27 protein-coding genes, 1 pseudogene and 1 riboswitch are annotated in these 26,244 nt (G+C 63.3%); of the genes and pseudogenes, 13 read left to right on the forward strand and 15 right to left on the reverse strand.

The window, feature by feature from the left end; translation table 11 throughout:
• Position 1: 1 nt before the first annotated feature.
• Both FJW03_RS20500 and FJW03_RS20505 read right to left on the reverse strand, forming a co-directional pair.
• Positions 2–631, reverse strand: a complete 630-nt coding sequence (locus FJW03_RS20500; RefSeq protein WP_140691721.1) for a pyridoxamine 5'-phosphate oxidase family protein — start codon at positions 629–631, stop codon at positions 2–4.
• An 85-nt stretch (positions 632–716) separates the two neighbouring features.
• Positions 717–1,187: a DUF1348 family protein gene (locus FJW03_RS20505; RefSeq protein WP_140691719.1), complete on the reverse strand. Its 471-nt coding sequence runs from the start codon at positions 1,185–1,187 to the stop codon at positions 717–719.
• Between the two features lie 120 nt (positions 1,188–1,307).
• Between FJW03_RS20505 and FJW03_RS20510 the strand changes: the two genes are divergently transcribed.
• Both FJW03_RS20510 and FJW03_RS20515 read left to right on the forward strand, forming a co-directional pair.
• Positions 1,308–2,210, forward strand: coding sequence for a LysR family transcriptional regulator (locus FJW03_RS20510; RefSeq protein ID WP_140764401.1), 903 nt, complete (start codon positions 1,308–1,310; stop codon positions 2,208–2,210).
• Between the two features lie 123 nt (positions 2,211–2,333).
• Entirely contained in the window at positions 2,334–3,122 is a 789-nt protein-coding gene (locus FJW03_RS20515; protein WP_140764404.1) for a lysophospholipid acyltransferase family protein, read from the forward strand.
• Positions 3,123–3,144: 22 nt separating this feature from the next.
• On the opposite strand, the gene FJW03_RS20520 is transcribed toward FJW03_RS20515, so the two are convergent.
• The 3 genes from FJW03_RS20520 to FJW03_RS20530 form a co-directional block, all read right to left on the reverse strand.
• Positions 3,145–3,771: a LysE family translocator gene (locus FJW03_RS20520; protein ID WP_140764407.1), complete on the reverse strand. Its 627-nt coding sequence runs from the start codon at positions 3,769–3,771 to the stop codon at positions 3,145–3,147.
• A gap of 89 nt (positions 3,772–3,860) precedes the next feature.
• Positions 3,861–4,808, reverse strand: coding sequence for an aldo/keto reductase (locus tag FJW03_RS20525; protein ID WP_140764410.1), 948 nt, complete (start codon positions 4,806–4,808; stop codon positions 3,861–3,863).
• 123 nt (positions 4,809–4,931) lie between these two features.
• Complete coding sequence (locus FJW03_RS20530; RefSeq protein WP_140764414.1) at positions 4,932–5,453, reverse strand: gamma-glutamylcyclotransferase; 522 nt, start codon at positions 5,451–5,453, stop codon at positions 4,932–4,934.
• Positions 5,454–5,608: 155 nt separating this feature from the next.
• Between FJW03_RS20530 and FJW03_RS20535 the strand changes: the two genes are divergently transcribed.
• The gene (locus FJW03_RS20535) at positions 5,609–6,607 is read left to right on the forward strand and encodes a DUF2125 domain-containing protein (RefSeq protein ID WP_140764417.1); all 999 of its coding nucleotides are present in this window, start codon (positions 5,609–5,611) and stop codon (positions 6,605–6,607) included.
• A 16-nt stretch (positions 6,608–6,623) separates the two neighbouring features.
• Positions 6,624–7,475: pseudogene (locus tag FJW03_RS20540) on the forward strand (PfkB family carbohydrate kinase); the annotation flags it as partial.
• 7 nt (positions 7,476–7,482) lie between these two features.
• Here the strand turns inward: FJW03_RS20540 and FJW03_RS20545 are convergent.
• Complete coding sequence (locus FJW03_RS20545; RefSeq protein WP_181173256.1) at positions 7,483–8,418, reverse strand: prephenate/arogenate dehydrogenase family protein; 936 nt, start codon at positions 8,416–8,418, stop codon at positions 7,483–7,485.
• Between the two features lie 6 nt (positions 8,419–8,424).
• Positions 8,425–9,534: a histidinol-phosphate transaminase gene (gene hisC / locus FJW03_RS20550; RefSeq protein WP_140764426.1), complete on the reverse strand. Its 1,110-nt coding sequence runs from the start codon at positions 9,532–9,534 to the stop codon at positions 8,425–8,427.
• Between the two features lie 136 nt (positions 9,535–9,670).
• A riboswitch (SAM riboswitch) is annotated at positions 9,671–9,748 on the forward strand.
• Between the two features lie 118 nt (positions 9,749–9,866).
• Here hisC and metX point away from each other — a divergent pair.
• The 3 genes from metX to FJW03_RS20565 all read left to right on the forward strand — a co-directional run bounded on the left by metX (position 9,867) and on the right by FJW03_RS20565 (position 12,713).
• Positions 9,867–11,036: a homoserine O-acetyltransferase MetX gene (metX, locus tag FJW03_RS20555; protein ID WP_140691694.1), complete on the forward strand. Its 1,170-nt coding sequence runs from the start codon at positions 9,867–9,869 to the stop codon at positions 11,034–11,036.
• Positions 11,033–11,647 carry a methionine biosynthesis protein MetW gene (gene metW, locus FJW03_RS20560; RefSeq protein WP_140691692.1) on the forward strand — a complete coding sequence of 205 codons (615 nt, stop codon included), beginning with the start codon at positions 11,033–11,035 and terminating at the stop codon, positions 11,645–11,647. Before metX ends, metW begins: the two co-directional genes overlap by 4 nt.
• Before the next feature lie 76 nt (positions 11,648–11,723).
• Positions 11,724–12,713 carry a glycosyltransferase gene (locus FJW03_RS20565; RefSeq protein WP_226890416.1) on the forward strand — a complete coding sequence of 330 codons (990 nt, stop codon included), beginning with the start codon at positions 11,724–11,726 and terminating at the stop codon, positions 12,711–12,713.
• A 51-nt stretch (positions 12,714–12,764) separates the two neighbouring features.
• On the opposite strand, the gene FJW03_RS20570 is transcribed toward FJW03_RS20565, so the two are convergent.
• Positions 12,765–13,085, reverse strand: a complete 321-nt coding sequence (locus FJW03_RS20570) for a DUF1330 domain-containing protein (protein ID WP_140764429.1) — start codon at positions 13,083–13,085, stop codon at positions 12,765–12,767.
• A 375-nt stretch (positions 13,086–13,460) separates the two neighbouring features.
• On the opposite strand from FJW03_RS20570, the gene FJW03_RS20575 reads away from it, so the two are divergent.
• Positions 13,461–14,396 (forward strand): glycosyltransferase family 2 protein, encoded by a 936-nt coding sequence (locus FJW03_RS20575; RefSeq protein ID WP_140764432.1) that lies wholly within the window; start codon positions 13,461–13,463, stop codon positions 14,394–14,396.
• A gap of 91 nt (positions 14,397–14,487) precedes the next feature.
• Here FJW03_RS20575 and FJW03_RS20580 read toward each other — a convergent pair whose 3' ends face one another.
• Positions 14,488–16,314 (reverse strand): ABC transporter ATP-binding protein/permease, encoded by a 1,827-nt coding sequence (locus FJW03_RS20580; RefSeq protein ID WP_140764436.1) that lies wholly within the window; start codon positions 16,312–16,314, stop codon positions 14,488–14,490.
• A 136-nt stretch (positions 16,315–16,450) separates the two neighbouring features.
• Positions 16,451–17,239 carry a class I SAM-dependent methyltransferase gene (locus FJW03_RS20585; protein WP_140608658.1) on the reverse strand — a complete coding sequence of 263 codons (789 nt, stop codon included), beginning with the start codon at positions 17,237–17,239 and terminating at the stop codon, positions 16,451–16,453.
• Between the two features lie 140 nt (positions 17,240–17,379).
• Here FJW03_RS20585 and gloB point away from each other — a divergent pair, with 140 nt between their 5' ends.
• The gene (gene gloB, locus FJW03_RS20590; RefSeq protein WP_140691681.1) at positions 17,380–18,147 is read left to right on the forward strand and encodes a hydroxyacylglutathione hydrolase; all 768 of its coding nucleotides are present in this window, start codon (positions 17,380–17,382) and stop codon (positions 18,145–18,147) included.
• Positions 18,148–18,283: 136 nt separating this feature from the next.
• Complete coding sequence (locus FJW03_RS20595; protein ID WP_140764439.1) at positions 18,284–18,712, forward strand: cupin domain-containing protein; 429 nt, start codon at positions 18,284–18,286, stop codon at positions 18,710–18,712.
• Here the strand turns inward: FJW03_RS20595 and FJW03_RS20600 are convergent.
• From FJW03_RS20600 to FJW03_RS20610, 3 genes are read right to left on the reverse strand one after another with little or no spacing between them, the layout of a single operon-like run.
• Positions 18,709–19,383, reverse strand: a complete 675-nt coding sequence (locus FJW03_RS20600) for a lysoplasmalogenase (protein ID WP_140764442.1) — start codon at positions 19,381–19,383, stop codon at positions 18,709–18,711. The genes FJW03_RS20595 and FJW03_RS20600 overlap by 4 nt on opposite strands.
• Positions 19,380–20,315: a DMT family transporter gene (locus FJW03_RS20605; protein WP_140764445.1), complete on the reverse strand. Its 936-nt coding sequence runs from the start codon at positions 20,313–20,315 to the stop codon at positions 19,380–19,382. Before FJW03_RS20605 ends, FJW03_RS20600 begins: the two co-directional genes overlap by 4 nt.
• 42 nt (positions 20,316–20,357) lie before the next feature.
• Positions 20,358–21,146, reverse strand: coding sequence for a DUF3108 domain-containing protein (locus FJW03_RS20610; RefSeq protein ID WP_140608668.1), 789 nt, complete (start codon positions 21,144–21,146; stop codon positions 20,358–20,360).
• Positions 21,147–21,404: 258 nt separating this feature from the next.
• Here FJW03_RS20610 and rpmB point away from each other — a divergent pair, with 258 nt between their 5' ends.
• The 3 genes from rpmB (at position 21,405) to FJW03_RS20625 (ending at position 23,220) form a co-directional block, all read left to right on the forward strand.
• Entirely contained in the window at positions 21,405–21,701 is a 297-nt protein-coding gene (rpmB, locus tag FJW03_RS20615) for a 50S ribosomal protein L28 (protein WP_140608670.1), read from the forward strand.
• A gap of 163 nt (positions 21,702–21,864) precedes the next feature.
• Positions 21,865–22,548, forward strand: a complete 684-nt coding sequence (locus FJW03_RS20620; protein WP_140691670.1) for a queuosine precursor transporter — start codon at positions 21,865–21,867, stop codon at positions 22,546–22,548.
• Positions 22,549–22,551: 3 nt separating this feature from the next.
• Positions 22,552–23,220 (forward strand): hypothetical protein, encoded by a 669-nt coding sequence (locus FJW03_RS20625; protein WP_140691668.1) that lies wholly within the window; start codon positions 22,552–22,554, stop codon positions 23,218–23,220.
• Positions 23,221–23,328: 108 nt separating this feature from the next.
• Here the strand turns inward: FJW03_RS20625 and FJW03_RS20630 are convergent, their stop codons facing one another.
• A complete protein-coding gene (locus FJW03_RS20630) occupies positions 23,329–24,345 on the reverse strand; it encodes an esterase-like activity of phytase family protein (RefSeq protein ID WP_140764448.1) in 1,017 nt (338 codons plus the stop codon).
• Complete coding sequence (cobT, locus tag FJW03_RS20635; RefSeq protein WP_140764451.1) at positions 24,342–26,240, reverse strand: cobaltochelatase subunit CobT; 1,899 nt, start codon at positions 26,238–26,240, stop codon at positions 24,342–24,344. The genes FJW03_RS20630 and cobT overlap by 4 nt, the downstream gene beginning before the upstream one ends.
• Between the last annotated feature and the right edge of the window lie 4 nt (positions 26,241–26,244).

Genomic DNA, 26,244 nt, shown 5'->3' on the forward strand with positions numbered 1-26,244 from the left:
ATCACGCTTCGTCTCTCCCTTTCGACGCCTTCAGGCGCATAATCTCCTGCTCGAGCTGTTGAATACGCCTGTCCCGTTCACCGAGGGCCGCCGTCACATCCGCTGCCTCGAAACGCTGCGGAATATGTTGCGGGCAATTGGCGTCCCAGGCCGAAACCGTGAACAGGATGACCTGCTCGGGACGCGCCCTGTAATCCTGCGGCATCAGTCTCGCCGTCAGCTCGGCATCGTTTTCGACGACGCGCGCCGTGCCCCAAACCTTGATACGCTGGCGCAGCATGTAGTCGATTAGGAACAGGAAGGCGCGCGGGTTATCGGCCAGGTTGCCCTGCGTGATGAACTGCCTGTTGCCCGAAAAATCGGCGAAGCCGATCGTCTTCTCGTCCAGCACCTTGAGAAAACCGGCCGGCCCGCCGCGATGCTGGATGTAGGGCTGGCCATCGCCGTTGGCCGTCGACAGAAACACGCTGGTCTGCGCTTCGATGAAGGCGGCAAGGTCCGGCGTGATATTAGCCTGCCAGCTGCCGCGCTCCTCAACTCGGGCGTAAGACTGGCGCGAGCCTTTGCGCGCCTGGATCGCCTTGACGGTCGGCGTAAAGGCGACGTCGCTGGTGAATGCATGCGCGTTCATCGAAAGCCTCCTTGCCCGCAACGGGACCTATGGCAGTTGACGCGACTCCGGACCGAAACCGTTTCAAACTTTTCCTGGAGTTGCTCTAAAGCCCGAGCTCAGACAATGCTGGATGGTCGTCCGGGCGGCGCCCGAGCGGCCAGTGATACTTGCGGTCGGCCTCGCTGATCGGCAGGTCGTTGATGCTGGCGATGCGCAGGCGCATCAGCCCATGTTCGTCGAACTCCCAGTTCTCATTGCCATAGCTGCGGAACCAGGAGCCGCTGTCGTCGTGCCATTCATAGGCGAAGCGCACGGCGATGCGGTTGCCATGGAAAGCCCAGACCTCCTTGATCAGCCGGTAGTCGAGTTCACGTGTCCATTTGCGTGTCAGGAAAGCCTGGATCGCATCGCGCCCCTGCAGGAACTCGGAGCGGTTGCGCCAGCGGCTGTCGGTCGTATAGGCGAGCGCGACACGTGCCGGGTCACGCGAATTCCAGGCATCCTCCGCCATGCGCGCCTTCTGTGCTGCCGTTTCGGCGGTGAAAGGGGGAAGCGGAGGACGGCTCTCGGACATCGCGGTTCCTTCATTGACAGGGCCGCCATGTGCGAGCCGTTTCATCAGATGTAAGGTCTTCCACGATTTAAATGCAGATGGCATATTCGCAATCCATCCTTCCATTTTCTGGAAGCCGCAATGGATCGTCTCGAGGCCATGTCACTCTTTGTAGCCGTGGTGGAGGCAGGCAGCCTTTCCGCCGCGGCCCGCCGCTTCGGCATTCCGCTTGCGACCGTCAGCCGCAAGGTTTCAGATCTGGAGCGCCATCTGAACACCCGTCTACTGAACCGCTCGCCTCGCCGGCTGACACCGACCAATGCCGGCGAAGCCTATCTTGCGGCCTGCCGACGTATCCTCGACGATGTCGATGAGGCGGAACGCACGGCGGCGGGCGAGTACAGCGCCCCGACCGGTGAGCTTGCCATCACCGCCCCGGTCGTCTTCGGCCGCCTTCATGTGCTGCCGGTCGTCACCGGCTTTCTCGCCGCTTATCCCGACGTCAACATCCGGCTCACCCTGGCCGACCGCGTAACCCAGCTGGTCGAGGACCATTTCGATCTGGCGCTTCGCATCGGACAATTGCCAGACTCGAGCCTTGTTGCCCTTGGGGTCGGCGCGATCCGCCGCGTCGTCTGTGCCAGCCCTGCCTATCTGGCCGAGCACGGCACGCCCATGAGCTTGGATGACCTGGACGCGCACAGTTGCGTCACCTTCGAGGGGCTTGCCTCCGCCGCCCAATGGACCTTCGCCAGCGGCAAGAGGGAAGTCGCGGTGCAGGTCCGTTCGCGGCTTCAGGTCAACACCGCCGAAGCGGCGATCGACGCCGCGATTGCCGGCGTTGGGCCGACGAAGGTGCTCTCCTATCAGGTCGATGCCGCGGTGCGGTCAGGCATGTTGTGCATCCTGCTGCGGGAATTCGAACCGGAACCATGGCCGGTTAGCCTGGTGCATGCGGGCCACGGCCTGCTGCCGGTCAAGCTTCGCGCCTTTCTTGATTTCGCCGCCCCGCGCCTGAAGGAGCGGCTGGCACGATTGGGGTAGCGTGACCGGATCAAGGCCGCGTCTGCGGACCTTGCTTCAGCATCGGTCGGGACAGGCCTGGCCCATTTCCTTTTTCCCCGCGCTTGGTGTAACCAACGCACACTTCCTCACCGGACCTCCCCCATGCTCTATGTCAGATCGCTGGCGTTCAACTTCGTCTTCTACGTCAATCTGATCGTCCAGATGATCCTCTGGACGCCCTACTATTTCCTGTCTCCCCGTCACCGCGCCTGGTTCGTGCCGAAATTCTGGTCGCGCAGCTGCATGTGGCTCTATGACAAGATCGCCGGCACCAAAAACGACATCACCGGGCAGGAGAACCTGCCTGAGGGCTCTTTCATCCTGGCACCCAAGCACCAGTCGTTCTGGGACGCGATCGCCTTCTTTCCTTTTCTCCAGGACCCGCTCTATATCCTCAAGCGCGAGCTGACCTGGATTCCCTTCTTCGGCTGGTACATCATGAAGATGCGCATGATCCCGGTTGATCGCGGCAGCCGCTCCAAAGCCTTGAAGGCGGTGGTCGCGGCGACCAAGGAAGAGATGGCGCGCAACCCACGCCAGCTGATCATCTATCCCGAGGGCACGCGCCGGGCGCCTGGCGACGAGCCGGCCTACAAATACGGCATCGTCGAAATATATACGCAGCTTGGCGTTCCGGTGGTACCGGTCGCCCATGTCGCCGGCCTCTATTGGCCGCGCCGCAAGTTCCTGCGCTATCCCGGCACCATCAAGGCGCGTTTCCTGCCGCCCATACCGCCGGGCTTGGCCAAGGATGAGTTCATGGCGCGGCTGATCGGCGAGACCGAAGCCGCCTGCGACCAGCTTCTCGTCGACGCATCGCGCACTCCAAACCCTCCGGCCCTGCCGCCTACGGCGATCAAGCGGTTGGGGGAACTTGGCGTCAAGGCTTGAAGCGAACACCCCGGGCTGGCAATCAGCCGTAAACCGCCAACACCGTGGTCAGCACCAGCGTTGCGGCAAAGAACAGATTGATGACCCGCGACGCCGCCGGCCTGCGCAACATGCCGGCGAACGCCGCCCCGGCGACAAGCCAGAGGGCGTGGATGGCAACGATCATCAGGGTGAGAACACCAAGCTTCGTCCATGGGCCGAGCCCGGCGCCGGCCTCGCTCGAAGTAGCACCGGCGAACACGGCGGCGATCGCCACATAGGCCTTCGGGTTGGCGACCGCCAGCAGGAATCCAGCCGGCCCGGTCGGGCGCGAAGCCTCGGCAGTGCGTGCCGCGAGCGGCGGCGCCGTGGCGATTCTGAAGGCGAGATAGAGGATGTAGGTCGCTGACGCGGCAGCCAGCAACTGCCCCAGCCCCGGCATCGAGGCGAGCGCCGCCGTCACCCCGGTCGCCACGACCAGCAGCACGGCGATCGTGCCCAGCACGATCCCGCAGGTGTAGCGCAGCGAGTGGCGCAGGCCGAAGGCGGCGCCAGCGGCGGTGACGCTTATCGTTGCCGGCCCCGGGCTGCCCATGACGACGGTCGACGCAAGCACAAGCGCCAGAAGCTGGCGCCAAGGGGCCGGCTGCGAAAGAAGCGGTTCGAACATTTGCACCTCATCCTGCCCTGTGTGCGAAAGACGGTATGGCAAGACTTGAGGGTGGTCTTGGACGTTCGTGCGCGGCGGCGCGGGAAGCTTCAGCCGCTGGCCTTGTCGAGTTCGGCGATATCGTCGGCGGTCAGTTTCAGCGACGCAGCCTTGATCAGACTGTCCATCTGGCTCGGCTTGGTGGCGCTGGCGATCGGCGCTGTGACGCCTGGCCGCGCGATAACCCAGGCAAGCGCGACTTCCGCTTGCTTGGCCGAAAGCCTGGCCGATACGGCGTCGAGTGCCGCAAGGATGCGCATGCCGCGCGGGTTGAGATAGTCCTTCACCCCGCCGCCACGGGGGCTTTGGTTAAGATCGGCCTCGCTGCGGTACTTGCCGCTCAGGAAACCCCTGGCGAGGCTGAAATAGGTGATGACGCCGATATCCTCGGCCACGCATAGGTCGCGCAGCGGCCCATCGAAGGAGGAGCGATCGTAGAGATTGTATTCCGGCTGCAGCACCTCATAGCGTGGCAGGCCTCGCAGGCTCGCCACATCGAGCGCCGCCCGCAACTGGCCGGCATCGAGATTGGAACAGCCGATATTGCGGACCTTGCCCTTGGCGAGCAGCTTCTCGTAGGCACCGAGCGTTTCCTCATAGGGCGTGGTCGGATCCGGCCAGTGCGACAGATAGAGATCGATGACATCGGTCCGAAGCCGCTTCAGCGACGCCTCGACGGCCTTTTCGATATAGGCGGCGGAGAGATCCTTGTGGCCCTGTCCCATATCCGAGCCGACCTTGGTGACCACCACGACCTTGTCACGGTTGCCGCGGTCCTTCATCCAGTTGCCGATGATGGTTTCGGACTCGCCGCCCTTGTGGCCCGGAACCCAGCGCGAATAGGCGTCCGCCGTATCGATGGCATTGAGTCCGGCCCCGACGAAGCGGTCGAGCAGGTCGAAAGAGGTTTTCTCGTCAGCGGTCCAGCCGAAGACATTGCCGCCCAGGACAAGCGGCGCGATGGAAAGGTCGGTGCGACCGAGACGGCGTTTCTGCAAGGCGGATCTCCGTGATGGTTGAAACCGGGCGGACGCTGCCCGCTGGCTGGGATTCGGAGCCTAACCTAGGTGTCGCCGCGTCGAGGTCAAAGGCCTGGCTGCTTTTTTCCGCAGAGCCAACGCTCACAAAGGCGCTATCCGGTGCGCAACATCCTCCAGCCAATGGTCACGGATGCCCAGCGCTTCCAGATGCTTCAGCGTACTGAAGACATAATCCTCGTTGTTGCCGGATTGGCCGACCGCGCCGCGCACCACGGCCGCCGCATCGGCGGCTGCCAGCGCACCGGCATATTGCTCGTGCTTGCGGTCGACGATGTAGGCAACCGCTTCGACCATATCGCCGCCGTCGAGCCGAATCTTGAGCGTACGCTCGAGATAGACGCTGGTGACGAGTTCGCGCTCGCGCAGATAGGCAATGACCTCGTCGCGCAAATCGCCGGGCACACGGTATGCAAGGCCGACACAGGAACCGCCATGGTCGAGACCGAGCACCAGTCCGGGCCGCTGGCGCGTGCCGCGATGGACGAAGGAGTAGACACAGAGCGAGCGGCGATAGCCATGCAGGTGCGCGCGCCGCGTCTCGACATGCGCGAAACCCGGTCGCCAGATCAGCGAACCGTAGCCAAACACCCAAAAATCGCCCATATCGCCGCGCCTGATCGCAAAAAGAATGGCAATGCCGCACCGGAACACGGTGTTTTTTCCGACCGTCTCCGTCTACCTATTCGTCTCTGTCTACCCGGTGTTGTCGGAATCGAAGGTCCGTCCACCCATACCCATGCGTTAACGAGAGCCAAAGCATGACGTCAAGTGACGACCGCCGACCAAAGTCCCGCCGCGGCCTGTTCTGGCTCGTGGCGCTCATCGTTGTGCTGTTCGCCATCTACAGCGCCGGCTGGTTCTATTTGGCCAACAGGGTCAGGACCGAGGCCGACAAGGCGGTCGCCACGCTCAACAAGAGCGGCATCCAGGCCGGCTGCGCCAACCTCCAGGTCAGTGGCTATCCGCTGAGCTTTGCCGTCTCTTGCGACAATCTGGCCTATGAGGACGACGCCAAGAACATCGCGGCCTCGTCTGGCTCCTTCAATGCGGCCGCGCAGATCATCCAGCCCCTGTCGCCGACCGCCGATCTGCGCGGTCCGCTCAGGACCTCTGTCCCCGGCATGGTGCCGCTATGGATCGACTGGGACAATCTGCAGGCCAACGTCAGACTGTCATGGCCGCTGCCACGGCGCGTCGCATTGCAGGCGGAGGGCCTGTCAGGTCAAACCGATCCGGCCGACGACACCGATCCGGTGGAACTGTTCAGCGCCGGCAAGGCGTCAGGCCAGCTGCAGCCGAACGGTCAGGACGTCGACTATGTCGGCAGCTTCACTGATCTCGAGATCGACCCCGACGCGATTGGCGGGCGCGTGCTGCCGGCGCTCGATGCCAGCGGCGACGCCACGCTGAAGAATGGTGTCGCGCTGATCGGAACGCAGGTGAAGAGCCTGCGCGGCCAGAGGGTCGAGATCCGCAACCTCGATCTGTCGTCAGGCACGGCGCGGGTTACCGTGTCGGGGCCGCTGTCGGTGGATGCCGAAGGCCTGGTCGACGCCGATCTGATGATCAGGATCAAGGATCCGAAAGCCGTGGCGACAATTCTTGCCGGCGCGATACCCGAACAGAAGAACGCCATCGAACAGGGCTTTGCCGCTCTCGCTCTGCTCGGCAAGGAACCGTCGATGCCGCTGAAGGTGGTCAAGGGCAAGGCAGCACTCGGCTTCATCCCGCTGGGCAAGATCAAGCCGGTGCAATAGCTTCGATGGCAAGACCCATCAGGGAAAGTTCATCGCTTCGGATGGCGTCCAGATCGCCTCCGGCATGGCCACGAGCGCTGCCTGTGCCGCACAGCGCCTCGGCGCCGAGGTGTCGTTGTGGGCGAGCACCGGCGACGATCCGATCGGCGATCAGCTGATTGCGGGGATCGAGGCGGAAGGTGTCGATTGCAGCCATGTGCGCCGCGTCAGGGGCGCCCGCTCGGCACTGGCATCGATCCTTGTCGACGCGCATGGCGAGCGCATCATCGTGCCGTTCTATGACAGCCGGGCCCAAGCCGATCCATTGGCCCTGCCGTTCGCGGACGTCACGGCATTCGATGCCGTGCTGGTCGACGTACGCTGGCCGGGTGCGGCGGCACTTGCCCTTGCGGCGGCGCGCGCTGCCGGCCTCCCGGCAATTCTCGACGCCGATACAGCACCGCTGGCGGTGCTGGAGCAGATGCTGCCGCTGGCTTCGCATATCGTCGCCTCCGAGCCGGCGGCGCGCATCGTCTGCGGGCACGCGCTCGACCCTGAGACCGCCTGCGCCGACTTGGCCTCGCGTACCGATGCTTTTGTCGCCGTCACCGGCGGCGCGGCAGGCACCTGGTGGTTCGACCGCTCGACCCGAACTGTTCGCCATGTCGCGACGCCAAAGATCAAAGTGGTGGATACACTGGCAGCTGGTGACGTTTTTCACGGTGCCTTTGCGGTGGGACTGGCGGAAGCCATGCCGATAGAGAACGCCCTGCGCTTTGCCAGCGCGGCCGCCGCGCTCAAATGCCAGCGCTTCGGCGGCAGGCTGGGCGCACCGGAGCGAACCGAGACGCTGGCAATGATGGCGGCCCACTGGCCCGCCCAAGCCTGAGAACCTGCTAGGTTTTCGCCGGGTGCTCGACCGCCTGACGCCCGAAGTCGGGCGCGTCGATATCCTGGCCGGCCTCGATGATCGAGCGGCGCACGGCACGGGTTCGGGTGAACAGGTCGAACAGCTTGTCGCCGTCGCCCCAGCGGATCGCCCGCTGCAGGAACGCCAGATCTTCCGAGAACCGCGCCAGCATTTCGAGGATGGCATCCTTGTTGTGAAGGCACACGTCCCGCCACATGGTCGGGTCGGAGGCGGCCAGACGCGTGAAATCGCGAAAGCCGGAGGCGGAATATTTGATCACTTCCGTCTTGGTCACCGATTCCAGATCGTCGGCAGTGCCGACGATGTTGTAGGCGATGATGTGCGGCAAATGCGAGACAATAGCCAGCGTCATGTCATGATGCTGCGAGTCCATCGTGTCGATGTTGGCGCCGCAACGGCGCCAGAATTCCGACAGCCGTTCCAGCGCACCCGGATCGGTGCCCGGCAGGGGCGTGAAGATGCACCAGCGATTGTCGAACAGGTCGGCAAAACCGGCGTCCGGCCCGGATTTTTCGGTACCCGCCAACGGATGGCCGGGGATGAAATGGACGCCGTCAGGGACATGGGGCTGCATCTGCGCGATGACGGAGGCCTTTGTCGAGCCGACATCGGTGAGGATCGCACCCTTTTTCAGGGCCGGTGCGATTTCCTGCGCCACCGCGCCGGATGAGCCGACCGGCACCGAGACGATGACCAGATCGGCGTCGCGGACCGCTTCCTTCGCGTCGGTGGTGTAGGAATCGCCGAGGCCCAGTTCCTCGGCCCTCTTGAGTGTGGCCACGCTGCGCGTCGAGATGGCGACATGGCGAGCCAGCCCCTCGCGGCGGATGACGCGGGCCAGCGACGAGCCGATCAGGCCGATGCCGACCAGCGCGATCTTCTCAAACATCGGTGATGTCATGGTGCTCTAGCTTTTCAGAAATGTCGTGAGCGCGGCGACGACGCCGCGATTGGCCTCTTCGGTGCCGACAGTCATGCGCAGCGCGTTGGGGAAGCCGTAGCCGGAAACGCGCCGCAATATATAGCCGCGCGCGGTCAGGTAATCGTCCGCCGCCGCCGCAGAATGCTTCTGGTCGTCCGGGAAATGAATGAGGAGGAAATTGCCGACGCTGGGCGTCACCCGCAGCCCAAGCGCGGTCATCTCTTCGGTCAACCAGGCGAGCCAGGTCTCGTTGTGCGCAACGCTGCGCTCGATATGGGCGCGGTCGCGGATCGCGGCGATGCCGGCCTCGATCGCGGTGGTGTTGACATTGAAGGGACCGCGCACGCGATTGATGGCGTCGACGATGTGCATGGGGCCATACATCCAGCCGATCCGTGCTCCACCCAGGCCGATCTTGGAGAAGGTGCGGGTCATCACCACGTTCTCGGCGCTGCCGACCAGCTCGATGCCGGCCTCATAATCGTTGCGGCGGACATATTCGGCATAGGCCGCGTCGAGCACCAGCAGCACATGCCTTGGCAGGCCGGCATGCAAGCGGCGCACCTCCTGGAACGGCACATAGGTACCGGTCGGGTTGTTGGGATTGGCGAGGAACACGATTTTGGTATGCGGCGTGACCGCGGCCAGCATCGCATCGATGTCGGCGCGCTCGTCGGTTTCCTTGACCACGACCGGCGTGGCGCCGGCCGATTGGATGTAGATCTTGTAGACCATGAACGCGTGTTCGGTGAAAATGGCCTCGTCGCCTGGCGCCAGATAGGTCTGCGCCAGCAGGCCGAGGATCTCGTCGGAGCCGTTGGAACAGATGATGTTCTGGGGGTTGAGCCCATGCACCTCGGCGATCGCCTCGCGCAGCCGCCTCGCGGTGCCGTCCGGATAAATATCGAGCCTGGCGGCCACCTCGCGCGCGGCCTCGATCGCCTTCGGCGACGGACCGAGCGGGTTCTCGTTCGACGACAGCTTGTGGACCTTGGCGACACCGGCGGGTGCGGTACTCTTGCCGGGCACATAGGCATCGATGTCCATGATGCCCGCGCGCGGGGTTGGACGTGCCTGATCCGGTATCTGGTTCATTTTTTGCAAAATCCGTCGAAAATGCCTCCACCCGGAAGCCGCAGCGGAAATACAAGCCATGGGCCGCAATGTCGAGAGGTGGCAGTGGGGCCAGCGGCCGGCATTGACGGCAAGGCGGGCGAGTTCTAGAAGAGCAGCGAACTTCCGTGGTGATTTGGCCGGTCGGCTTGCAGCCACGTTAAACAATTCGCTAAAGGGCCGTTTGCGTGATGTAACCGGCTTGCGAAGGCAATGCCGGTTTTTTGTTGTCCGTGACCGGCCGGACGAACGTATCGGCGGCGGGCGGATCGGCAGCGATTTCCGCAAACGCACGATGCAGCAAGAGAGACGTGATGGCCGCTCAGCGCGCAGGAAAGACCAACAACGAGGCCGACCAGCCGTCGAGCCCGGTGTTGCGTTTCGGGCCCGACAAGCCGCTCAAGCTCGACGCCGGCACGCTGCTGTCGCCGTTCCAGATCGCCTATCAGACCTATGGCAAGCTGAACGATGCCCGCTCCAATGCCATCCTCGTCTGCCACGCGCTGACCGGCGACCAGCATGTCGCCAACACCAATCCGGTGACCGGCAAGCCTGGCTGGTGGGAAGTGCTGATCGGCCCCGGCAAGATCATCGACACCAACCGTTTCTTCGTCATCTGCTCCAACGTCATCGGCGGCTGCCTGGGCTCCACCGGCCCGGCTTCGACCAATCCCGCCACCGGGAAACCCTATGGGCTCGACCTGCCGGTCATCACCATTCGCGACATGGTGCGTGCGCAGCAGATGCTGATCGACCATTTCGGCATCGAGAAACTGTTCTGCGTGCTCGGCGGCTCTATGGGCGGCATGCAGGTGCTGGAATGGGCGTCGAGCTATCCCGAGCGCGTCTTTGCAGCGCTGCCGATCGCCACCGGCGCCCGCCATTCCTCGCAGAACATCGCCTTTCACGAGGTTGGCCGCCAGGCTGTCATGGCCGATCCGGAGTGGCATGGCGGCAAGTATTTCGACTATGGCAAACGCCCGGAAAAGGGGCTGGCGGTGGCGCGCATGGCCGCCCACATCACCTATCTCTCGAAAGCCGCCCTGCACCGAAAATTCGGCCGCAACCTGCAGGACCGCGAAGCGTTGACCTTCGGCTTCGATGCCGACTTCCAGATCGAAAGCTATCTGCGCCACCAGGGCATGACCTTCGTCGATCGCTTCGATGCCAATTCCTATCTCTACATGACCCGGTCGATGGATTATTTCGATATCGCCGCCGATCATGGCGGTAGGCTGGCGGACGCCTTCGCCGGCACCAAGACCCGCTTCTGCCTGGTGTCCTTCACGTCTGACTGGCTGTTTCCGACCGAGGAAAGCCGCTCCATCGTGCACGCGCTCAACGCCGCCGGCGCCTCGGTGTCCTTCGTCGAGATCGAGACCGATCGCGGCCATGACGCCTTCCTGCTCGACGAGCCGGAACTGTTCGCGGCCATCAACGGCTTTATCGGCTCGGCGGCGCGCGCCAGGGGGCTCAATCCATGACTGTCAACGGTACGCAGCGCGTTGACCTCGAGGTCGTCGCAAATCTCATTCCCCCGCAATCGCGGGTGCTCGATGTTGGCTCCGGCGACGGCTCGCTGCTCGAACTCCTGCAGGACACCAAACAGATAGACGGCCGCGGGCTGGAACTGTCGCAGCGTGGTGTCAACGAATGCGTGGCGCGAGGCCTCTCCGTCATCCAGGGCGATGCCGACAAGGATCTCGAATTCTACCCGGACAAGGGTTTTGATTTCGTCGTCCTGTCGCAGACGTTGCAGGCCACCCGTAACCCGAAGCTGGTGCTCGACGAACTGCTCAGGATCGGCAACCGGGCGATCGTCTCCTTCCCCAATTTCGGTCACTGGCGGGTGCGCCTGTCGCTGTTCGTCAAGGGCCGCATGCCGGTGACCAAGGACCTGCCCTATTCCTGGTACGACACGCCCAACATCCATTTCTGCACCATCCGTGACTTCGTCAATCTATGCGAGGAACTCGGCGCGACGGTGGAAAAGGCAACCGCGCTCGACGCCAACGGCCAGAGGATCGGCCTGTCGATGCCCTGGTGGTTCTGGAATTTCTTCGGCCAGCAGGCAATATTTTTGCTGAAACGATAATGGTTGATATCTGGATTTCTTCGTGCTCCTAAGAGGTTGCTTGAATTCTTGACGCTGTAATGGGATCTCTTGGAACGTGCCGCTAAATTCCCTGAGCTATTGCCTGATCCTGGAAATGGAGAACGCCAGGTCGGTCGATCTCGAAGAGGTCAGCGTCGGGCTGACTGCCTTGGCGCGCGAAATCGGCGCTGTTTCTTCGCTGGGTTTTGCTAGGCCACAGGTCGTTTTCTCCCATGGCGGAGACGATGCGGATACACTTTTGCTGAGAAGCAACATCGCATCCGCGGCATCGCAGCTCGAGCAGGTTGCCGACTTGATCTTCGCCGCATGCCCAGGCGGACGGTACTACGATCTTAAGAACAACGGCATTCCAGCAACCGACGGCGATGTCGTCATTTTTACAGACTCCGATACGGTCGTGGAATCTGGATGGCTCTCGGCCATGCTCGGTCCATTTCAAGATCCAGCGACCGTCGCCGTAAACGGTTACACCTACCTTTACTACGACGACTTCATGTCGCGAACGTTTGCGCTGATCTGGTTTTTCCCAATGGCGCAAAAGGACATGCGTTTTGCTTTGAAACGGGCGATAAACGCCAACAACGTGGCTTTTCGCCGTGACTGGATTGCCAATCACCCCTTTCCCGAAAACAATGGTTTCAAGGTTTCCTGTACGCTCCTGATGCGTGCGCTTGAGCGCGACGGCCACAAACTCGTCAGCGCCAATGCACGCGTCTATCATCACCCGCCGCGCGGCTGGCGATTCTTCCGCTGGCGCGCATTGGTGACCGGCCGCGATGCCGACCGGAAATTTAGAGAACTGGGGAGTCCCCATCGTGGCCGCCGGATCGCAAAGTCGCTCAGCCGGTGGCTGACCATGTCGTGGCGTACAACACGGCGCGTCGTACGGCATGCCCGGCAGACGGGAATGCCGGTCTGGCAAATTCCAATGTCTCTGCTTGTCGGCCTGGCATTCTACAGTTTGGCATTTTGGGGCCAGTTCAGCCTGGCCGTGGGACTCGTCCATGACGAGATTGAAGTTCTGCCCGACTTTGCGGGTGGATGAATGCATTCACGCGCAAAACCGACGGCACCAAAACAGCAACCGCAATCGTTCCTATCCCAGGACATCCGTGGCCCTGTGCGGATGTTCGACGCCGTTGACGAACACCACGTCGGATTGAGAATTGTTGGTGCGCAGCGACAGTATCGCCTGGTAGGCGGGCGAGTCGTACCAGCCGCGCGCATGTTGCCTGTCGGGAAACTCGATGATGATGAGGTTGCCCGGCCAGTCGTTCTCGACCACCTCCACATCGCCGTCATGCATGAGGAACCGGCCGCCGAAAGGCTCCAGCGTGGCATCGATCCTGTGCAGATACTCGGCGATCTGCGGCCCCATCTTGACTTGGCGCATATGGGCAACAGCATAGGCGGTCATGACATAACTCCCTCTGGTCGAGGCCAGCGACCGGCCTCGCAAGGACCAATCTGCCCCAACATCGACGGCGAAGCGATTACCTCTGACGTCATGGAGAATAGAGGCGATCCGCGACAGGCAGCGACATCTTCGTATCGGCGGTTCGCAAACATGCCGGGCGGCGATGGTGTTGCACTTGAAGCGCTCGGCACGGAATTCATCACTCCTCATGGGTTGAGCCTCGGTGCGATGGGGTGACATGGGCGGCTGGTTTTTGTACCCTTCGAACGAATACGATGAAGGTCACGGAAGGGGACATCCGATCCATTCGACCATCCTGAAGATCGAAGGAACAGACAGGACGCGCATTTTTGCGCTGGAACCGGCTGACGCGGCATGACCGGGAAGATGGAGTGCTCTCCCCTCATCACGGTCATCACGCCGACCCACAACCGGCGCGACACGGTGTTGCGTGCCGTGGAGAGCGTGCTTTCCCAGAGCATGCCGAAGCTTGAGCATATCGTCGTCGACGATGGTTCCACCGATGGCACGGAGGAGGCGCTGGCCCGCATCAGCGATCCGCGGCTGATCTATGTCGGCGCGAAATGGCGAGGCGCCAACGCCGCGAGGAATGCTGGAATCGAGCGTGCGCGGGCACCGGTGGTGACATTCCTTGATTCCGACGACGTCTACCTGCCGCATCGGCTTGCGCGCACCCTGGCCCGATTCGATGAAGATCCGGCGCTCGAAGTGCTGATCAGCTCATATGTTTCCGTGAAGAGCGGCCGCGCCACCAACTGCGTCAACCCCGAGGCCTTCGTGAGCCCCATGATGCTCGAGCGGACGCTCGTGGCGCAGACGATCTTCCTCGCCGGTTCCGCGATAACCGCCCGCCGCGAGGCCTTGCTGGCAATCGGCGGCTATGACAGCGACATCACCAGGATGCAGGACCGGGAGTTGCTGCTGCGCTTGGCGCGGCGGTGCGGCGCGCAATTGTCCGGGGATATCGACTGGACGAAATACAATTCGCAGAATTCGATTTCGCGCCGTCGCGGCGGCTATGTCGAAGCCTATGCGAACCTGATGGACAAGCATCCGTATATCGCCCACGCCTATCCGCATATCCCGCCCTACATGGTTTCGCGGCAGATCATTGCCGATATTCTCAGGGGCCGGATACCGGAGGCATTCGAGGGCTACATGGCCAACCGCTCGTCGAAGGCGCTTGGCTATTCGCTGCCGGAACTAGTCAACGGTTATGTCTGTGGCCGGCGCTGGCGCCGCGATCTCTACAACGAGTTTCGCGACACCTTTGGCGCCCGACCTGCCTGATTGCCTCTCGCCCAAAACGACCAGCGGACTTTGGGGCAACGACATGCACAAGGCGTCTCCGCGAACCTACCGGTCAAGGTCCGAAAGCAGTCTACTTCTTGCGGCGGGTGGCGACAGGCGGCGGTTCGATGGCGCCAGCCCTGACGCGGGCAGGCTTCAGCGCAGGCGCGCCGGAATCCTTCACAATTGCCAAGCCGCGCGGAAAGAACTGATTGTTGTGCTGGCCGCGCCCGATGTTAAGGATGGCCGCTTCCGGCAAATGCTTTTCCAGCACCGACAACACCCGCCTCAGCGTGGGGCCATCGAACGCGTCCATCGCTTCGTCAATGATGACCCACTTCGGTTTGCGCAAGGCGAGCCTTGCGAAGGCAAGCGAACGCTGTTCGTCATCGCCCAGCTCACGCTCCCAGCGGGCCGACCGATCCAGCGAAGACGACAGTCGTCCGAGACCGACTTCGGCAAGCACCGCCGAAATTTCCGCATCGCTGGCCGGAGCAACCCCGTTCGGATGATCGAGGACCTCGCGCAGCGTGCCGGCCGGGAAATATGGGACACGCGGCACGAAGATGGGGGCCTCTCCCGCCGGCATGCCGATCTTCCCGCTTCCCCAAGGCCACAGGCCGGCAATGGCACGGAAGAACAGCGTCTTGCCGGCGCCCGGCTCGCCGGTGATCATCACACGTTCGCCGGTACGGATTTCGACATGCTGGTCGGCAAGCTTGGCGCATCCTTCCGGCGAGGCCACCTGGAGATTCTCGAAAGTCATGCTGCCATTCGCGTTCTCACTGAAGGTGATGCGTTTTTCCGTGCCATGCAGCGCATCGGTCTCGACGAGCGCGATGCGGAAGTCGGCGACGCGCATCAGCGTGGCGCGCCAGTCCGCGATGCTGCCGATGTTGTTGATGAACCAGCGCAATGAGGAGTGGACCTGGTTGAAGGCGCCTACTGCCATCATCAGCCCGCCGAAGCTGATATCGCCCGAAAAATAGACCGGCGAGGCGACGAGGATCGGCGCCACCAAGGTAATCCAGCCATAGGTGTCGGTCACCCAGGACAGGTGGATCTGGGCGGTATAGATGCGCCGCATGGCGCCCAGCACCGTGCCAAGGTCGAGTTCGAGCCGCCGCTTGGCGTCGGCCTCGCCATGGTACAGCGCAATGGCATCGACATTCTCGTTGACGCGCACCATCGAGGAGCGCAGCTCCGCTTCCCTTGTGTACCGGTCGCTGTTGAGATGGATCAGCGGTCGCCCGACCAGCCAGCTCAGCCAGGAGGCGGTGCCGGCATAGAGGAACGCGGCCCAGACCATGTAGCCCGGTATGGCCAGCGACCAGCCGTTGACGTGAAACACAAAGCCCGAAGACAGCTCCCACAGCACGCCAACGAAGGACACGAGCAGGATGAGCGACTGCAGCAGGCCGACGCCGAGATCCGTCGACAGGTCGGAAAGATGCGCCGCATCCTGCTGCATGCGCTGGTCGGGATTGACCCCGATGGCGCCGGCATTGGCCAGCCGGAAGGCGCGCGCCGGCCGCATCCACTGATCGATCAGGTCCAGCGTCAACGCCTCGCGCAGCCTCAGCCGGATCATCTGGTTAAGCCACGTCTGGCCGATATTGAACACCAGAAGTCCGCCAGCGATCATTGCGAAGACAAGAAGCTGGTGCAGAAAAGCCGCCATGTCCCTGCGCGCCAGCGCGTCGTAGAAGGGCTGGTTCCAGCGGTTGAGCAGGACCTGGCCAACCGACGTCGCGATGATGACGGCCATGATGCCGACCGAAGTCCACAGCAGCCACTTGCGAACCGGCGATCCCACCAGCGCCTGCTTGATCGTCATCACCTGGTCTCGCAGGCTGCTGGTTTCGACGGCCGCAACCACCGGCCGGGAGTGTACAGCGTTGTCTGGTTGATCAGCCATACCCAATGTCCTTGCGTTCAGAAGCGACGCTGAACCCAGATGAAGAAAACCGAAGGCATCCGAATATCAACCAGGCTGCGCATTGACCACGACAGATAGGCCGGGAAAGGTCGCGCGGCGCGCGTTTCTACCATGATCACGAGGGTTTCACCCGGCGAGCCGGCGAGGCCGCACCCTCCGCGCCGGCCCGGCGGCCAAGCCGCGTCGCACCATGCGGCGACAGCACCGGCACGAAGACGCGGCGAGATGCGCGCTGGACCACCGGGACACCCTGATAGAGCCGCTTCTGCGCCTCGACGACGATGACGCCGGAAAAGATCGGCCACAGCCGCCGGCCGACGCGCTCCAGCACATTGTGGAAGCGCATCATGAAGTGCCGCCGCGACGGTGGGAAGAACAGCGCATCCGACCAGGCCGCTGGCGTGAAATTCGCCTCACGGAGCAATTCCGTCAGCTGGCCTCGTGAGAAAGGCCGTCCATTTCCGAACGGCGTATGCTCGAAGCGCGCCCAGACACCGCGCCGGTTGGGTACGACGATGACGACGCGGCCCGCCGGCGACAGCACCCGCCAGATCTCATTCAGCGTCTCGCGCGGATTTTCGACATGTTCGAGCGAATGGACGAGCAGCATGCGATCGATGCAGGAATCAACCAGCGGCAGTTCCTCGTCGAAGACCAGGGCCGTCGCCGTCGGCCCCATCGCCGGCCAGACCACGGCGCCCTGCGTCGCCGGCATGAAGGCGAAGACCCGTTCGGCATCGACGCCGAAACGCTCCAGCCAGGGCAAGGTATAGCCGAGGCCGACCAGCCGTTCATTGGGCACGGCGGCCCATATGGACGACAGCGCCATGGTGATCGAGCGCTCGGCGAACCGGCCGAGCGTTGTCGAATAGAAGGAGCGAAGATCGACGATGTCGGAATGCATTTCAGGGATGTAGCCGTGATATCGGCCGGATTCAACAAAAGGTCCCGAGGCGTCTGGGATCGCGGATTTTGTTCGGTGCTTCCCACATGACATCGGCGCGCCGGCGCCCTATGTCTGCGGCAACAAAATGGAGAGATGCGATGGCGGTCGAAATCGAACAGTTCATGTGCCGCACCGACAATTTTGGCGTTCTGGTGCATGATCCCGAAAGCGGACAGACAGCGATCATCGACGCGCCCGAAGAAGCGCCGATCCTGGCAGCGATCAAGCGCACCGGCTGGACGCCCACCATGATCCTGACCACGCATCATCATCTCGACCACGTCGAGGCCAATCTGGCGCTGAAGGAGCGCTTCAAGCTGCGCATCGTCGGCCCGGAGGCGGAAAAAGCCAAGATTCCCGGCATTGACGAAACGGTCGAAGAGGGTTCCGTGATTCATCTCGGCGATGAACGCATCGACGTGATCGCCACCCCCGGCCACACCGCCGGCCACGTCTCCTATTATCTGCCGGCATCGACGGTGGCGTTCACAGCCGACACGCTGTTTGCGCTGGGTTGCGGGCGGTTGTTCGAATGCAAGCCGCCGGTAATGTACGAATCGCTAAAGAAACTTGCCGCACTTCCTGCTGCCACAACAATCTATTGCGGCCACGAATACACGCTCGCCAACGCCCGTTTCGCGCTGACCGTCGACCCGACCAATTCGGCTTTGAAGGAGCGCGCCGCCAGGATCGAAGCGCTGCGCGTCGACAACAAGCCGACGCTGCCGACCACGATCGGCGAGGAATTGTCGACCAATCCTTTCCTGCGCTGGCACGATCCGGCGATTCGCAAGCATCTCGGTATGGAAAGGGCTGGAGATGCCGAGGTGTTCGCCGAGATCCGCAAGCGCAAGGACAATTTCTGAGCGCCGTGCTATGCATGCCGCCCAAAAGCGACCTGGTTTTGGGAACCTGGTTTGGGAAACGACATGCATAATAAACAAGGACCTAAAACGCGCCGCATCGATCCGTTTCAACGCGACGCGCTTTAGCCTTCGACAGATGAACAGCTCAGCGGAAATCATCGCGACGCTCGGACTGAAGCCGCATCCCGAGGGTGGCTGGTATACGCAGACCTTTCGCGATGAAGCCGGCGGCACGCGCGGCCATTCGACCGCCATTTATTTCCTGCTGGAGAAGCGTCAGGTTTCGGCTTGGCACCGGGTCAAGGACGCCGCCGAGGTCTGGCATTTCCATGCCGGTGCGCCGCTGGCATTGTCGATGTGGGAAGAAGGCAGTGCCCTGATCGAGCAGGTTCTCGGCATCGACCTCGCGGCGGGCGAACGGCCGCAGATCGTCGTGCCGGCGGGCTGGTGGCAATCGGCGCGCAGCTTGGGCGAATGGACCCTGGTTGGCTGCACGGTCGCGCCGGGCTTTGATTTCGTCGCCTTCGAACTGGCTGAACCGGGCTGGCAGCCGACGCGCCTTTAGCCCAGCAGGAACCCGAGTGTGATTGCGAGCTGGGCGGCATAGTACAAGGCCCACACCGCAAAACGCATCCACGCCCGATGCGGCGAGATGGCCGCCACCAGGAATTTTTCCGTGGCGAGCAGCCCGTCCGATGCCATGAACAGCACGGCGCCGCCAATCACCCAGGCGTTGCCTGTCGTCAGCGCCGCCATGCCCATCGCCAGGATTGCCACGACATAGACGGCGATCGGAAGACGCAGGCCGGGACCGACGCGGCGCCAGAGCGCGGCCAGCATGACGATCGCGAACACCGCCATTGCCAGTGCGGTCGCGCCCCGCCAGGATTCGGCGCCAAGCACATCCAGCCCGCCGCCGCTGCGCAGGAACAGCACGATGTAGACGATGTGGGCGACGAGAAAACTCGCCAACCCGCCGAGAAACGGCTTTTCGCCATCGCGCGACAGGAAGGCATCGCCCACCGCGCTGAGCGCAAGGGCGGCGACCAGCAGCAGCGGGCCGCCCTGCATTGCGGCGAGCACGGCAAGCATGGCGACGGCGAGCGTCTTTGCCGCCGAGCGGGCGAGTGTCGGCGACGTGCCTGATGTGAAGGCGTAGATCACCGCCGCCACCAGCGAGAAGATCAACGTCGCATTGGCATTGGCGTCGATGCCGCCGGCAAACGGCATGATCATGCCCGGGCTCCGCCTTCGGATGCGCCAGTTCCGCTCTCGGATGCCTTGGCTCCGCTCTCGGCCGCCGCCGACTTGCGCAGGAACAGCGATTTTGCCGCCAGGGCCGCGCCACCGGTGATGAGCACGCAGGCGGCGAGGATGCGCAGCGACGGCTCGGCGACGCCGGCCGCGATCAGCACCAGCGTCGACAGCAGCGGCGCCGCATAGCTTGCCGCACCCAGCACCTGGATGTTGCCGCGCTTGACGCCGATGTCCCAGGCGTAGAAGGCCGCGCCCACCGGCATTAGGCCGAGCCCAAGCACGGCCAGCCACTGGCCGGCGCCGTCAGGCAGCACCGTCTGTTCCAGCGCCAGATGGCAGACGAGCGACAGTACGGCGGTCGCCGCGCAGAACCATGTGACGATGCTGGTCGGCACCGAGGGAAAACGCCGCGACAGGAGCGAATAGGACGACCACAGCACCGCGCAGACGGCGGCCATGGCATAGCCGAAGCTGTAGCGCGCATCGAAGGCGAGGCCGCCGCCCTTGGTGACGATGAGCACCATGCCGGCAAGGCCGAGAAGCGCGCCGACGACATGGTTCCAGGCAAGTTTCTCGCCCGGCATCAGCGCCGAACCGAGCACGATCAGCAGCGGCCACAGATAGGCGATCAGGCTTGCCTCCACCGCCGGCGCGTTACGCAGCGCGGTGAAATAGAAGAAGTGGTAGCCGAACAGGCCGGCAATGCCGATTAGCCAGACTTGCGGCGGTATCTTCCGGCTCTTGTCGGCGGCTGGCATGAACAGCCGAGCGACAAGCCCGACCCCGGTGCCGATAGAGAAGGTGATCGCCGACAGAAGAAACGGCGGCACCATGCCGGATGCGTCGGTGAGCAGTGCCAGGAGGGCCCACATGGCGACCGCCGAAAAACCGATCAGTGTAGCGCGCGCCATTCCGTCTCCCGTGGCGCGCCCTCTTCCGTCGTGAGAGCGTGCCTATTGTACCGCTTCGAAACGCCTGGCGCTGATGGTCAAGGTGCCGATCTGCGTTCCAACCGTGGCGTGGATCGGCGCATATACCCCGGTTTGGCCGAGTGGCGCAAACGTCACCATCATCCGGCTCTTATCCTTGAGATAGTTGAGCGCCTTGCGACCCTTGCGGTAGCCTGCCACCGGCTGGAAACCCATTCGGCAGGTAACGGTATCGCCCTTGTAGCCCGGCACCGAGATCGTTCCTTTCGAAGCATAGCTCAGCGTCAGATTGGCGCGCATCTCGCCGTCGTAAAGCCTCACGGTGCGGCCGCAGACCTTGTCGAGACTGTCGGCATGGATGACGGTCGCGGCCATCGGATCCAGCACCGATGCCAGGTCGCCGGCGCCGAGCGGCACCCAGTTGTTGGGGTCGCGCTTGCCCGGCGCCGGGATGACCTGCGTCGAGGTCACATTGCCATTGGCAAAGCGGATGTCGATCGATGACGCCTTCTTACCCGAAGTGTAGTCGGCGCGGAACGCCTGCGGCACCATCTTCTGGCCCGAAATCGTGCCTTTGGACGAGATCGTGCCGCGCGTGTCGTCGAACAGCCTGGCGAGACCCGCCGCCGAGACGCTGCCGTTGATCGAATAGACGCCGTTCTCATAGCGGCTGGAAAAGGTCGATTTCGCAATCGACAGGCCGAGAAATGAGACCGTGTACTCGCCCTTGAAAGATTGCGGCGAACCGGCGGACGCAGCCGATGGCAAGGCGATGGCAAGCATGGCGGCAAGGGCGGAAGTCGAACGAAGCATGGCAGGATCGGTCCTCGATCTTTTCGGCCGGAGGCGGGCAACCCGGCTTGGCATGTCCCTATGGAACGGCTTATAGGGTGAATTCCGGCCTTAATGTGAAATGCATGCCGCTTGCGCGCAGGACCGGAGCTTGACGCATTGGCGAAATGCAACTATGGAACGCCAACTTTTTCCATAAGGCCGCCTGACCAGAACCGCGCGCCACCCGGCGTGGGCACAAAGGTTTGGCAGGTCACGAGAGAACTGAAGGTTAAAACCATGTCCCGCACCTGCGAACTCACTGCCAAGGCAGTCCAGACCGGCAACAATGTGAGCCACGCCAACAACAAGACCAAGCGTCGCTTCCTGCCGAACCTCGTCAACGTGACGCTGATCTCGGAAGCGCTGAACCAGAATGTGCGCCTGCGCATCTCGGCCAATGCGCTGCGTTCGGTCGAACATCGCGGCGGCCTCGATGCCTTCCTGGCCAAGGCCGACGTCAAGGAACTCTCGCAGCGCGCGCGCCTCTTGAAGAAGCAGATCGCCAAGAAGATCGCCGAGCAGGCTGCTGCTTAATTCGTCTTTCAGGCGGGGGACGACCGCCCGGCCAGCCACTCGTTGGCCTTGAGCATCGGATCGCAACCGCGAAGCGGTTGACGGATTCGATGCTCGAACAAAGCGAGCGTGATCCGGTCTTTCGGCAAAACGCTCCGCTGGTTCCATTACCCAGGATAAAAAAATGCCTTCCTTTTCGCGATACCTGCCCTTCGTGGCCGCCATGGCGCTTGTCGTCGTGGCGTCCAACATCCTTGTGCAGTTCCCCATGCAGGGCCGGATCGGCGGCCTGTCGCTGGCCGATCTGCTCACCTGGGGTGCTTTCACCTATCCCTTCTCCTTCCTGGTCACCGACCTTGCCAACCGCCGCTACGGACCCGCCGTGGCGCGCAGGATCGTCTTTGTCGGCTTCATGACGGCGGTGGTCTGCTCCATCCTCGTGCCGCCCTTCCTGTTCCGCCACGGCTTCATCGAATTCGAGACCGCCGCCGACCGGCTGGTGCGCATCGCGGCGGCTTCGGGCGCGGCGTTCCTGTCCGCGCAATTGCTCGATGTGACTGTGTTCAACCGGCTGCGCCGGCAGAGCTGGTGGCGGGCGCCAACCGTCGGCACGCTGGTCGGCTCGGTGTTCGACACCATGGTCTTCTTCACCGTCGCGTTCTCGGCCGCTTTCGCTTTTACCGGCCCCAACGACAGCTTTGCGCTCGAAACGGCGCCGCTGATGGGTGTCTTCCATGTCGAGGCCATGCGCTGGGTTTCCTGGGCGCTCGGCGACCTCAGCGTGAAGCTGATCATCGCCGTGGTCGCGCTCATCCCCTACCGGCTGCTCGCCGCCCGCTGGAGCCAGCCGGCCGTCGCGGTGGTCTAGGCCGTGATCCCCTGGGTCCAGCTCGATTCGGCAAAAACGCCGGACGGCGGACAGGAATTGCGGCTGAAACGGCGCGGTTCCGAATTCTCGATCATGCTCGGCACCAACGAGCTGATGAACAGCCGGCTGAGCGGCTCCGAGGAGGCGTTGGCAAAACTCTCCTGCTCCAGGATTGCCGGTCATCGGCGGCCGCGAATCCTGATCGGCGGGCTCGGCATGGGATTTACCTTGCGCGCCGCGCTTGCCGAACTGCCCGATGATGCCGTAATCGTCGTCGCGGAGCTGGTGCCGGCTGTCGTCGCCTGGGCGCGCGGCCCGATGGCAGGAATTTTCGCCGGCTGCCTCGACGATCCCCGCGTGACCATCCGCGAGTGCGATGTCGGGCAGGAGATACGATCCGGCGCCTGGGATGCCATCCTGCTCGATGTCGACAATGGCCCGGAAGGCATCGCCTACAAGGGCAATGATAGTCTCTATGGCGCGGCCGGCCTTGGAGCGGCACGCGCGGCGCTCAAGTCAGGCGGCGTGCTGGCAGTCTGGTCGCAAGGCCCCGACAGCGGTTTCACACGCCGGCTGAAGCAGGCCGGCTTCGCCGTCGACGAGGTCAAGACGCGCGCCAACGGGAAGCGCGGCGCGCGCCATGTCATCTGGATAGCCACCAACGGGCAGTGACCTGACAGGGCGCGTCCGTAACTCTCTGATGAACCGTCGCTCCCCACTCCGTCGAGCTACGCTCGACACCTCTCCCCAGATCGACGGGGGAGAGGAAAGGTGCGCCGCTCAATTCTGGTACAGGATGAATTCCAGGTAGAGGTTGCGCTGCAGGATCGAGTGGTTGTCGTCGGAGATCAGCGACACCATCAACGCGCCGTCATCGCGGGTCCAGACATCGAGCCCTTCCATATTGTCGATCTGGTAGCCCATGTCGGCCTCCAGCAGCACCGGCCCGTCGGCGACGGCACCCTTCTCGACGCTCTCGCCGTGGATGCGTCGCAGACGCATCCTGAGGCCGCCCTCCATCGTGAAACTGCGCTCCAGCAGCAAAAGGTCGCCATCCGGCAGGAAGGCGCCATCGGTGATGTCGAAATCACCATTGCGCGTGACGGTGAAGACGCCTTTGAGCGGTCCTTCGATGATGGCGGCATAGATATTGCCTGCCTTGTCGAGGCTCTTTTCCGAGACCACGACCAGACTGCCTTGATGCCGACCGCCGGCATTGGCATGGGTGACGGTCTCGAAGCCGCGGTTCTGCCGCAACTCCTGCACCGGAACCAGGAAGTCCAGCTGTTTGAATGACGCCTTCATATTGCTGGGATCGACGTTGAACTGGGCGATCCGGTGATTGCGCTCGAAACCGACCGTAGCGACGCCGTCCTTGACCGCGAGACCTTCGGCATCGACTTCCGATTTCTCGTCGACAGGCTGGCCGTTCTGGTCGACCATCTGCTGCATGCGGAAGTTCTGGATGCCCACGGGCCGCCTGTCGGCGTCGCGGGCCACCGTACCGAAGAACCAGTAGCCGGTATCGGCCACGCCGATGAAATCGCCGCCCGCTTTCAGGAAACGAAGAGCCGACAGCCCTCCGAAATCGCGCGATGGCGAGGTCATCTCCAGTCCGCCGACGAATTCGAGCGGACCGAACTGTTTCTCGTCATGTCCTATTCTGAACTGGCTTATTGGTCTTGCCGAGACCTCGACCGAAGCCGGCCCGCTGGCATTGGCCGGCGAAAAGACCACACTGGCGAGCGCGCAAGCGGCGAAAACCGTTTGCCGAAAGCCGCCCTGCGAAAGGATCATCCGGCGCGCCGGATGCCGCCGCGCCGCGTGTCGCGCGCGCTTTCCTCGGCAAACAGCGAGGCCAGTTGCTCGGTCATGGCGCCGGCGAGTTCCTCGGCATCGACGATGGTGACGGCGCGCCTGTAATAGCGCGTGACGTCATGGCCGATGCCGATGGCCAAAAGCTCCACCGGGGAGCGCGTCTCGATCAGTTCAATGACGGCGCGCAGATGGCGTTCGAGATAATTGCCCGGATTGACCGACAGCGTCGAATCGTCGACCGGCGCGCCATCCGAGATCATCATCAGGATCTTGCGCTGTTCGGGCCGGGCGATCAGGCGGTTGTGTGCCCACAGCAGCGCCTCGCCGTCGATGTTTTCCTTGAGCAGGCCTTCGCGCATCATCAGGCCGAGATTGCGCCGCGCCCGCCGCCACGGATGGTCGGCGGATTTGTAGATGATGTGGCGCAGATCGTTAAGCCGGCCCGGGTTGGGGGGCTTGCCGTCCTTCAGCCATTTCTCGCGCGCCTGTCCGCCCTTCCAGGCCCTTGTGGTGAAGCCGAGGATCTCGACCGAGACGCCGCAACGTTCCAGCGTGCGCGCCAGGATGTCGGCGCAGGTCGCGGCGACAGTGATCGGCCGGCCGCGCATGGACCCCGAATTGTCGAGCACCAGCGTCACCACCGTGTCGCGGAACTTGGTGTCGCGCTCCTGCTTGAAGGACAGCGGCTGCATCGGATCGATGACGACGCGCACCAGCCGCGCCGGGTCGAGATAGCCTTCTTCCAGGTCGAAATCCCACGACCGGTTCTGCTGCGCCATCAGGCGGCGTTGCAGGCGGTTGGCGAGCCGGCCGACGACGCCGGACAGATTGGCGAGCTGCTTGTCGAGGAATGCGCGCAACCGGTCGAGCTCTTCCTCTTCGCAAAGCTCCTCGGCGCCGACCGTCTCGTCGAAAGCGGTGGTGAAGACCTTGTAGTCTATTTCCTTCGGCAGGTTGGTGAAGGGATTGTCGTTGCGCCGCGCCTCGCCAGGCGTCTCGGCATCGGCATCGTCATCGTCCGACAGATCGTCGGCGGTGGCATCGGAGGCTTCCGTCTCTGCCGACTGCTCGTCGTCGGCGGACGCCTCGGCGTCCTCGGATTGCGACTGCTCGGAGCCGGAATCGTCCTCGCCGCCCTCCTCGCTCTGCTCCTCGCCTTGCGGCTGGTTGTCGTCATTGTCCTCGGAGTCTTCCGTCTCCTGGTCGTCGCCGAGTTCCTCCGCCATTTCCATGGAGGCGAGCATGTCGCGCACGACGCGGGCAAAGGCCTGCTGGTCGTCGAGCTTGGCCGAAAGCCCGTCGAGATCGGCGCTTGCCTTCTCCTCGACCCAGGGCCGCCAGAGTTCGACCAGCCGCTCGCCGCTCTTCGGAATGGCGCGGCCGGTCAGCTTCTCGCGCACCATGAGCGCGAGCGCTTCCTCGATCGGCGCGTCGGCCTTGTCCTTGACGTCGACGAGGTTGGCCTTGGCGTATTTGTCTTCCAACATTGAGCCGATATTGTCGGCGACGCCCTGCATGGCGCGGCTGCCGATCGCCTCGACGCGGGCCTGTTCGACCGCGTCATAGACGGCACGGGCTGCCTTGCCTTCCGGCGCCAGCTTGGTGTGGATGCGGACATCATGGCAGGCGCGCTTCAGCGCCATGGAATCACCGAGCCCGCGGGTGATGGCGATATCGGTCTTTGACGCCTTCTTCGGCAGCTCTGGCAAACGCGCGCGGCTGCCGGCCAGCGCCGGCCTGTCCTTGGCGAAGCCGACTTCCATGTCCTTGTCGCCGGCAATGGCGCGCATGCAGACGGTGACGGCGCGCTTGAAGCTGTCGGCTTCAGACCCCGTCTTCGACTTGTTGCGCGTGTTGTCGCCTGGACCCGCCATCGAG

Origin of the sequence: Mesorhizobium sp. B4-1-4 (genome assembly GCF_006439395.2) — a bacterium.
In the GTDB taxonomy this organism is placed as follows: domain Bacteria; phylum Pseudomonadota; class Alphaproteobacteria; order Rhizobiales; family Rhizobiaceae; genus Mesorhizobium.

What these genes read in the sequence shown, in the direction of transcription:
- FJW03_RS20500 (WP_140691721.1), bottom strand. Translation starts at nt 631, where the DNA reads ATGAACGCGCATGCATTCACCAGCGACGTCGCCTTTACGCCGACCGTC.
- FJW03_RS20505 (WP_140691719.1), bottom strand. Translation starts at nt 1,187, where the DNA reads ATGTCCGAGAGCCGTCCTCCGCTTCCCCCTTTCACCGCCGAAACGGCA.
- FJW03_RS20510 (WP_140764401.1), top strand. Translation starts at nt 1,308, where the DNA reads ATGGATCGTCTCGAGGCCATGTCACTCTTTGTAGCCGTGGTGGAGGCA.
- FJW03_RS20515 (WP_140764404.1), top strand. Translation starts at nt 2,334, where the DNA reads ATGCTCTATGTCAGATCGCTGGCGTTCAACTTCGTCTTCTACGTCAAT.
- FJW03_RS20520 (WP_140764407.1), bottom strand. Translation starts at nt 3,771, where the DNA reads ATGTTCGAACCGCTTCTTTCGCAGCCGGCCCCTTGGCGCCAGCTTCTG.
- FJW03_RS20530 (WP_140764414.1), bottom strand. Translation starts at nt 5,453, where the DNA reads ATGGGCGATTTTTGGGTGTTTGGCTACGGTTCGCTGATCTGGCGACCG.
- FJW03_RS20535 (WP_140764417.1), top strand. Translation starts at nt 5,609, where the DNA reads ATGACGTCAAGTGACGACCGCCGACCAAAGTCCCGCCGCGGCCTGTTC.
- FJW03_RS20545 (WP_181173256.1), bottom strand. Translation starts at nt 8,418, where the DNA reads ATGACATCACCGATGTTTGAGAAGATCGCGCTGGTCGGCATCGGCCTG.
- hisC (WP_140764426.1), bottom strand. Translation starts at nt 9,534, where the DNA reads ATGAACCAGATACCGGATCAGGCACGTCCAACCCCGCGCGCGGGCATC.
- metX (WP_140691694.1), top strand. Translation starts at nt 9,867, where the DNA reads ATGGCCGCTCAGCGCGCAGGAAAGACCAACAACGAGGCCGACCAGCCG.
- metW (WP_140691692.1), top strand. Translation starts at nt 11,033, where the DNA reads ATGACTGTCAACGGTACGCAGCGCGTTGACCTCGAGGTCGTCGCAAAT.
- FJW03_RS20570 (WP_140764429.1), bottom strand. Translation starts at nt 13,085, where the DNA reads ATGACCGCCTATGCTGTTGCCCATATGCGCCAAGTCAAGATGGGGCCG.
- FJW03_RS20575 (WP_140764432.1), top strand. Translation starts at nt 13,461, where the DNA reads ATGACCGGGAAGATGGAGTGCTCTCCCCTCATCACGGTCATCACGCCG.
- FJW03_RS20580 (WP_140764436.1), bottom strand. Translation starts at nt 16,314, where the DNA reads ATGGCTGATCAACCAGACAACGCTGTACACTCCCGGCCGGTGGTTGCG.
- FJW03_RS20585 (WP_140608658.1), bottom strand. Translation starts at nt 17,239, where the DNA reads ATGCATTCCGACATCGTCGATCTTCGCTCCTTCTATTCGACAACGCTC.
- gloB (WP_140691681.1), top strand. Translation starts at nt 17,380, where the DNA reads ATGGCGGTCGAAATCGAACAGTTCATGTGCCGCACCGACAATTTTGGC.
- FJW03_RS20595 (WP_140764439.1), top strand. Translation starts at nt 18,284, where the DNA reads ATGAACAGCTCAGCGGAAATCATCGCGACGCTCGGACTGAAGCCGCAT.
- FJW03_RS20600 (WP_140764442.1), bottom strand. Translation starts at nt 19,383, where the DNA reads ATGATCATGCCGTTTGCCGGCGGCATCGACGCCAATGCCAATGCGACG.
- FJW03_RS20605 (WP_140764445.1), bottom strand. Translation starts at nt 20,315, where the DNA reads ATGGCGCGCGCTACACTGATCGGTTTTTCGGCGGTCGCCATGTGGGCC.
- FJW03_RS20610 (WP_140608668.1), bottom strand. Translation starts at nt 21,146, where the DNA reads ATGCTTCGTTCGACTTCCGCCCTTGCCGCCATGCTTGCCATCGCCTTG.
- rpmB (WP_140608670.1), top strand. Translation starts at nt 21,405, where the DNA reads ATGTCCCGCACCTGCGAACTCACTGCCAAGGCAGTCCAGACCGGCAAC.
- FJW03_RS20620 (WP_140691670.1), top strand. Translation starts at nt 21,865, where the DNA reads ATGCCTTCCTTTTCGCGATACCTGCCCTTCGTGGCCGCCATGGCGCTT.
- FJW03_RS20630 (WP_140764448.1), bottom strand. Translation starts at nt 24,345, where the DNA reads ATGATCCTTTCGCAGGGCGGCTTTCGGCAAACGGTTTTCGCCGCTTGC.
- cobT (WP_140764451.1), bottom strand. Translation starts at nt 26,240, where the DNA reads ATGGCGGGTCCAGGCGACAACACGCGCAACAAGTCGAAGACGGGGTCT.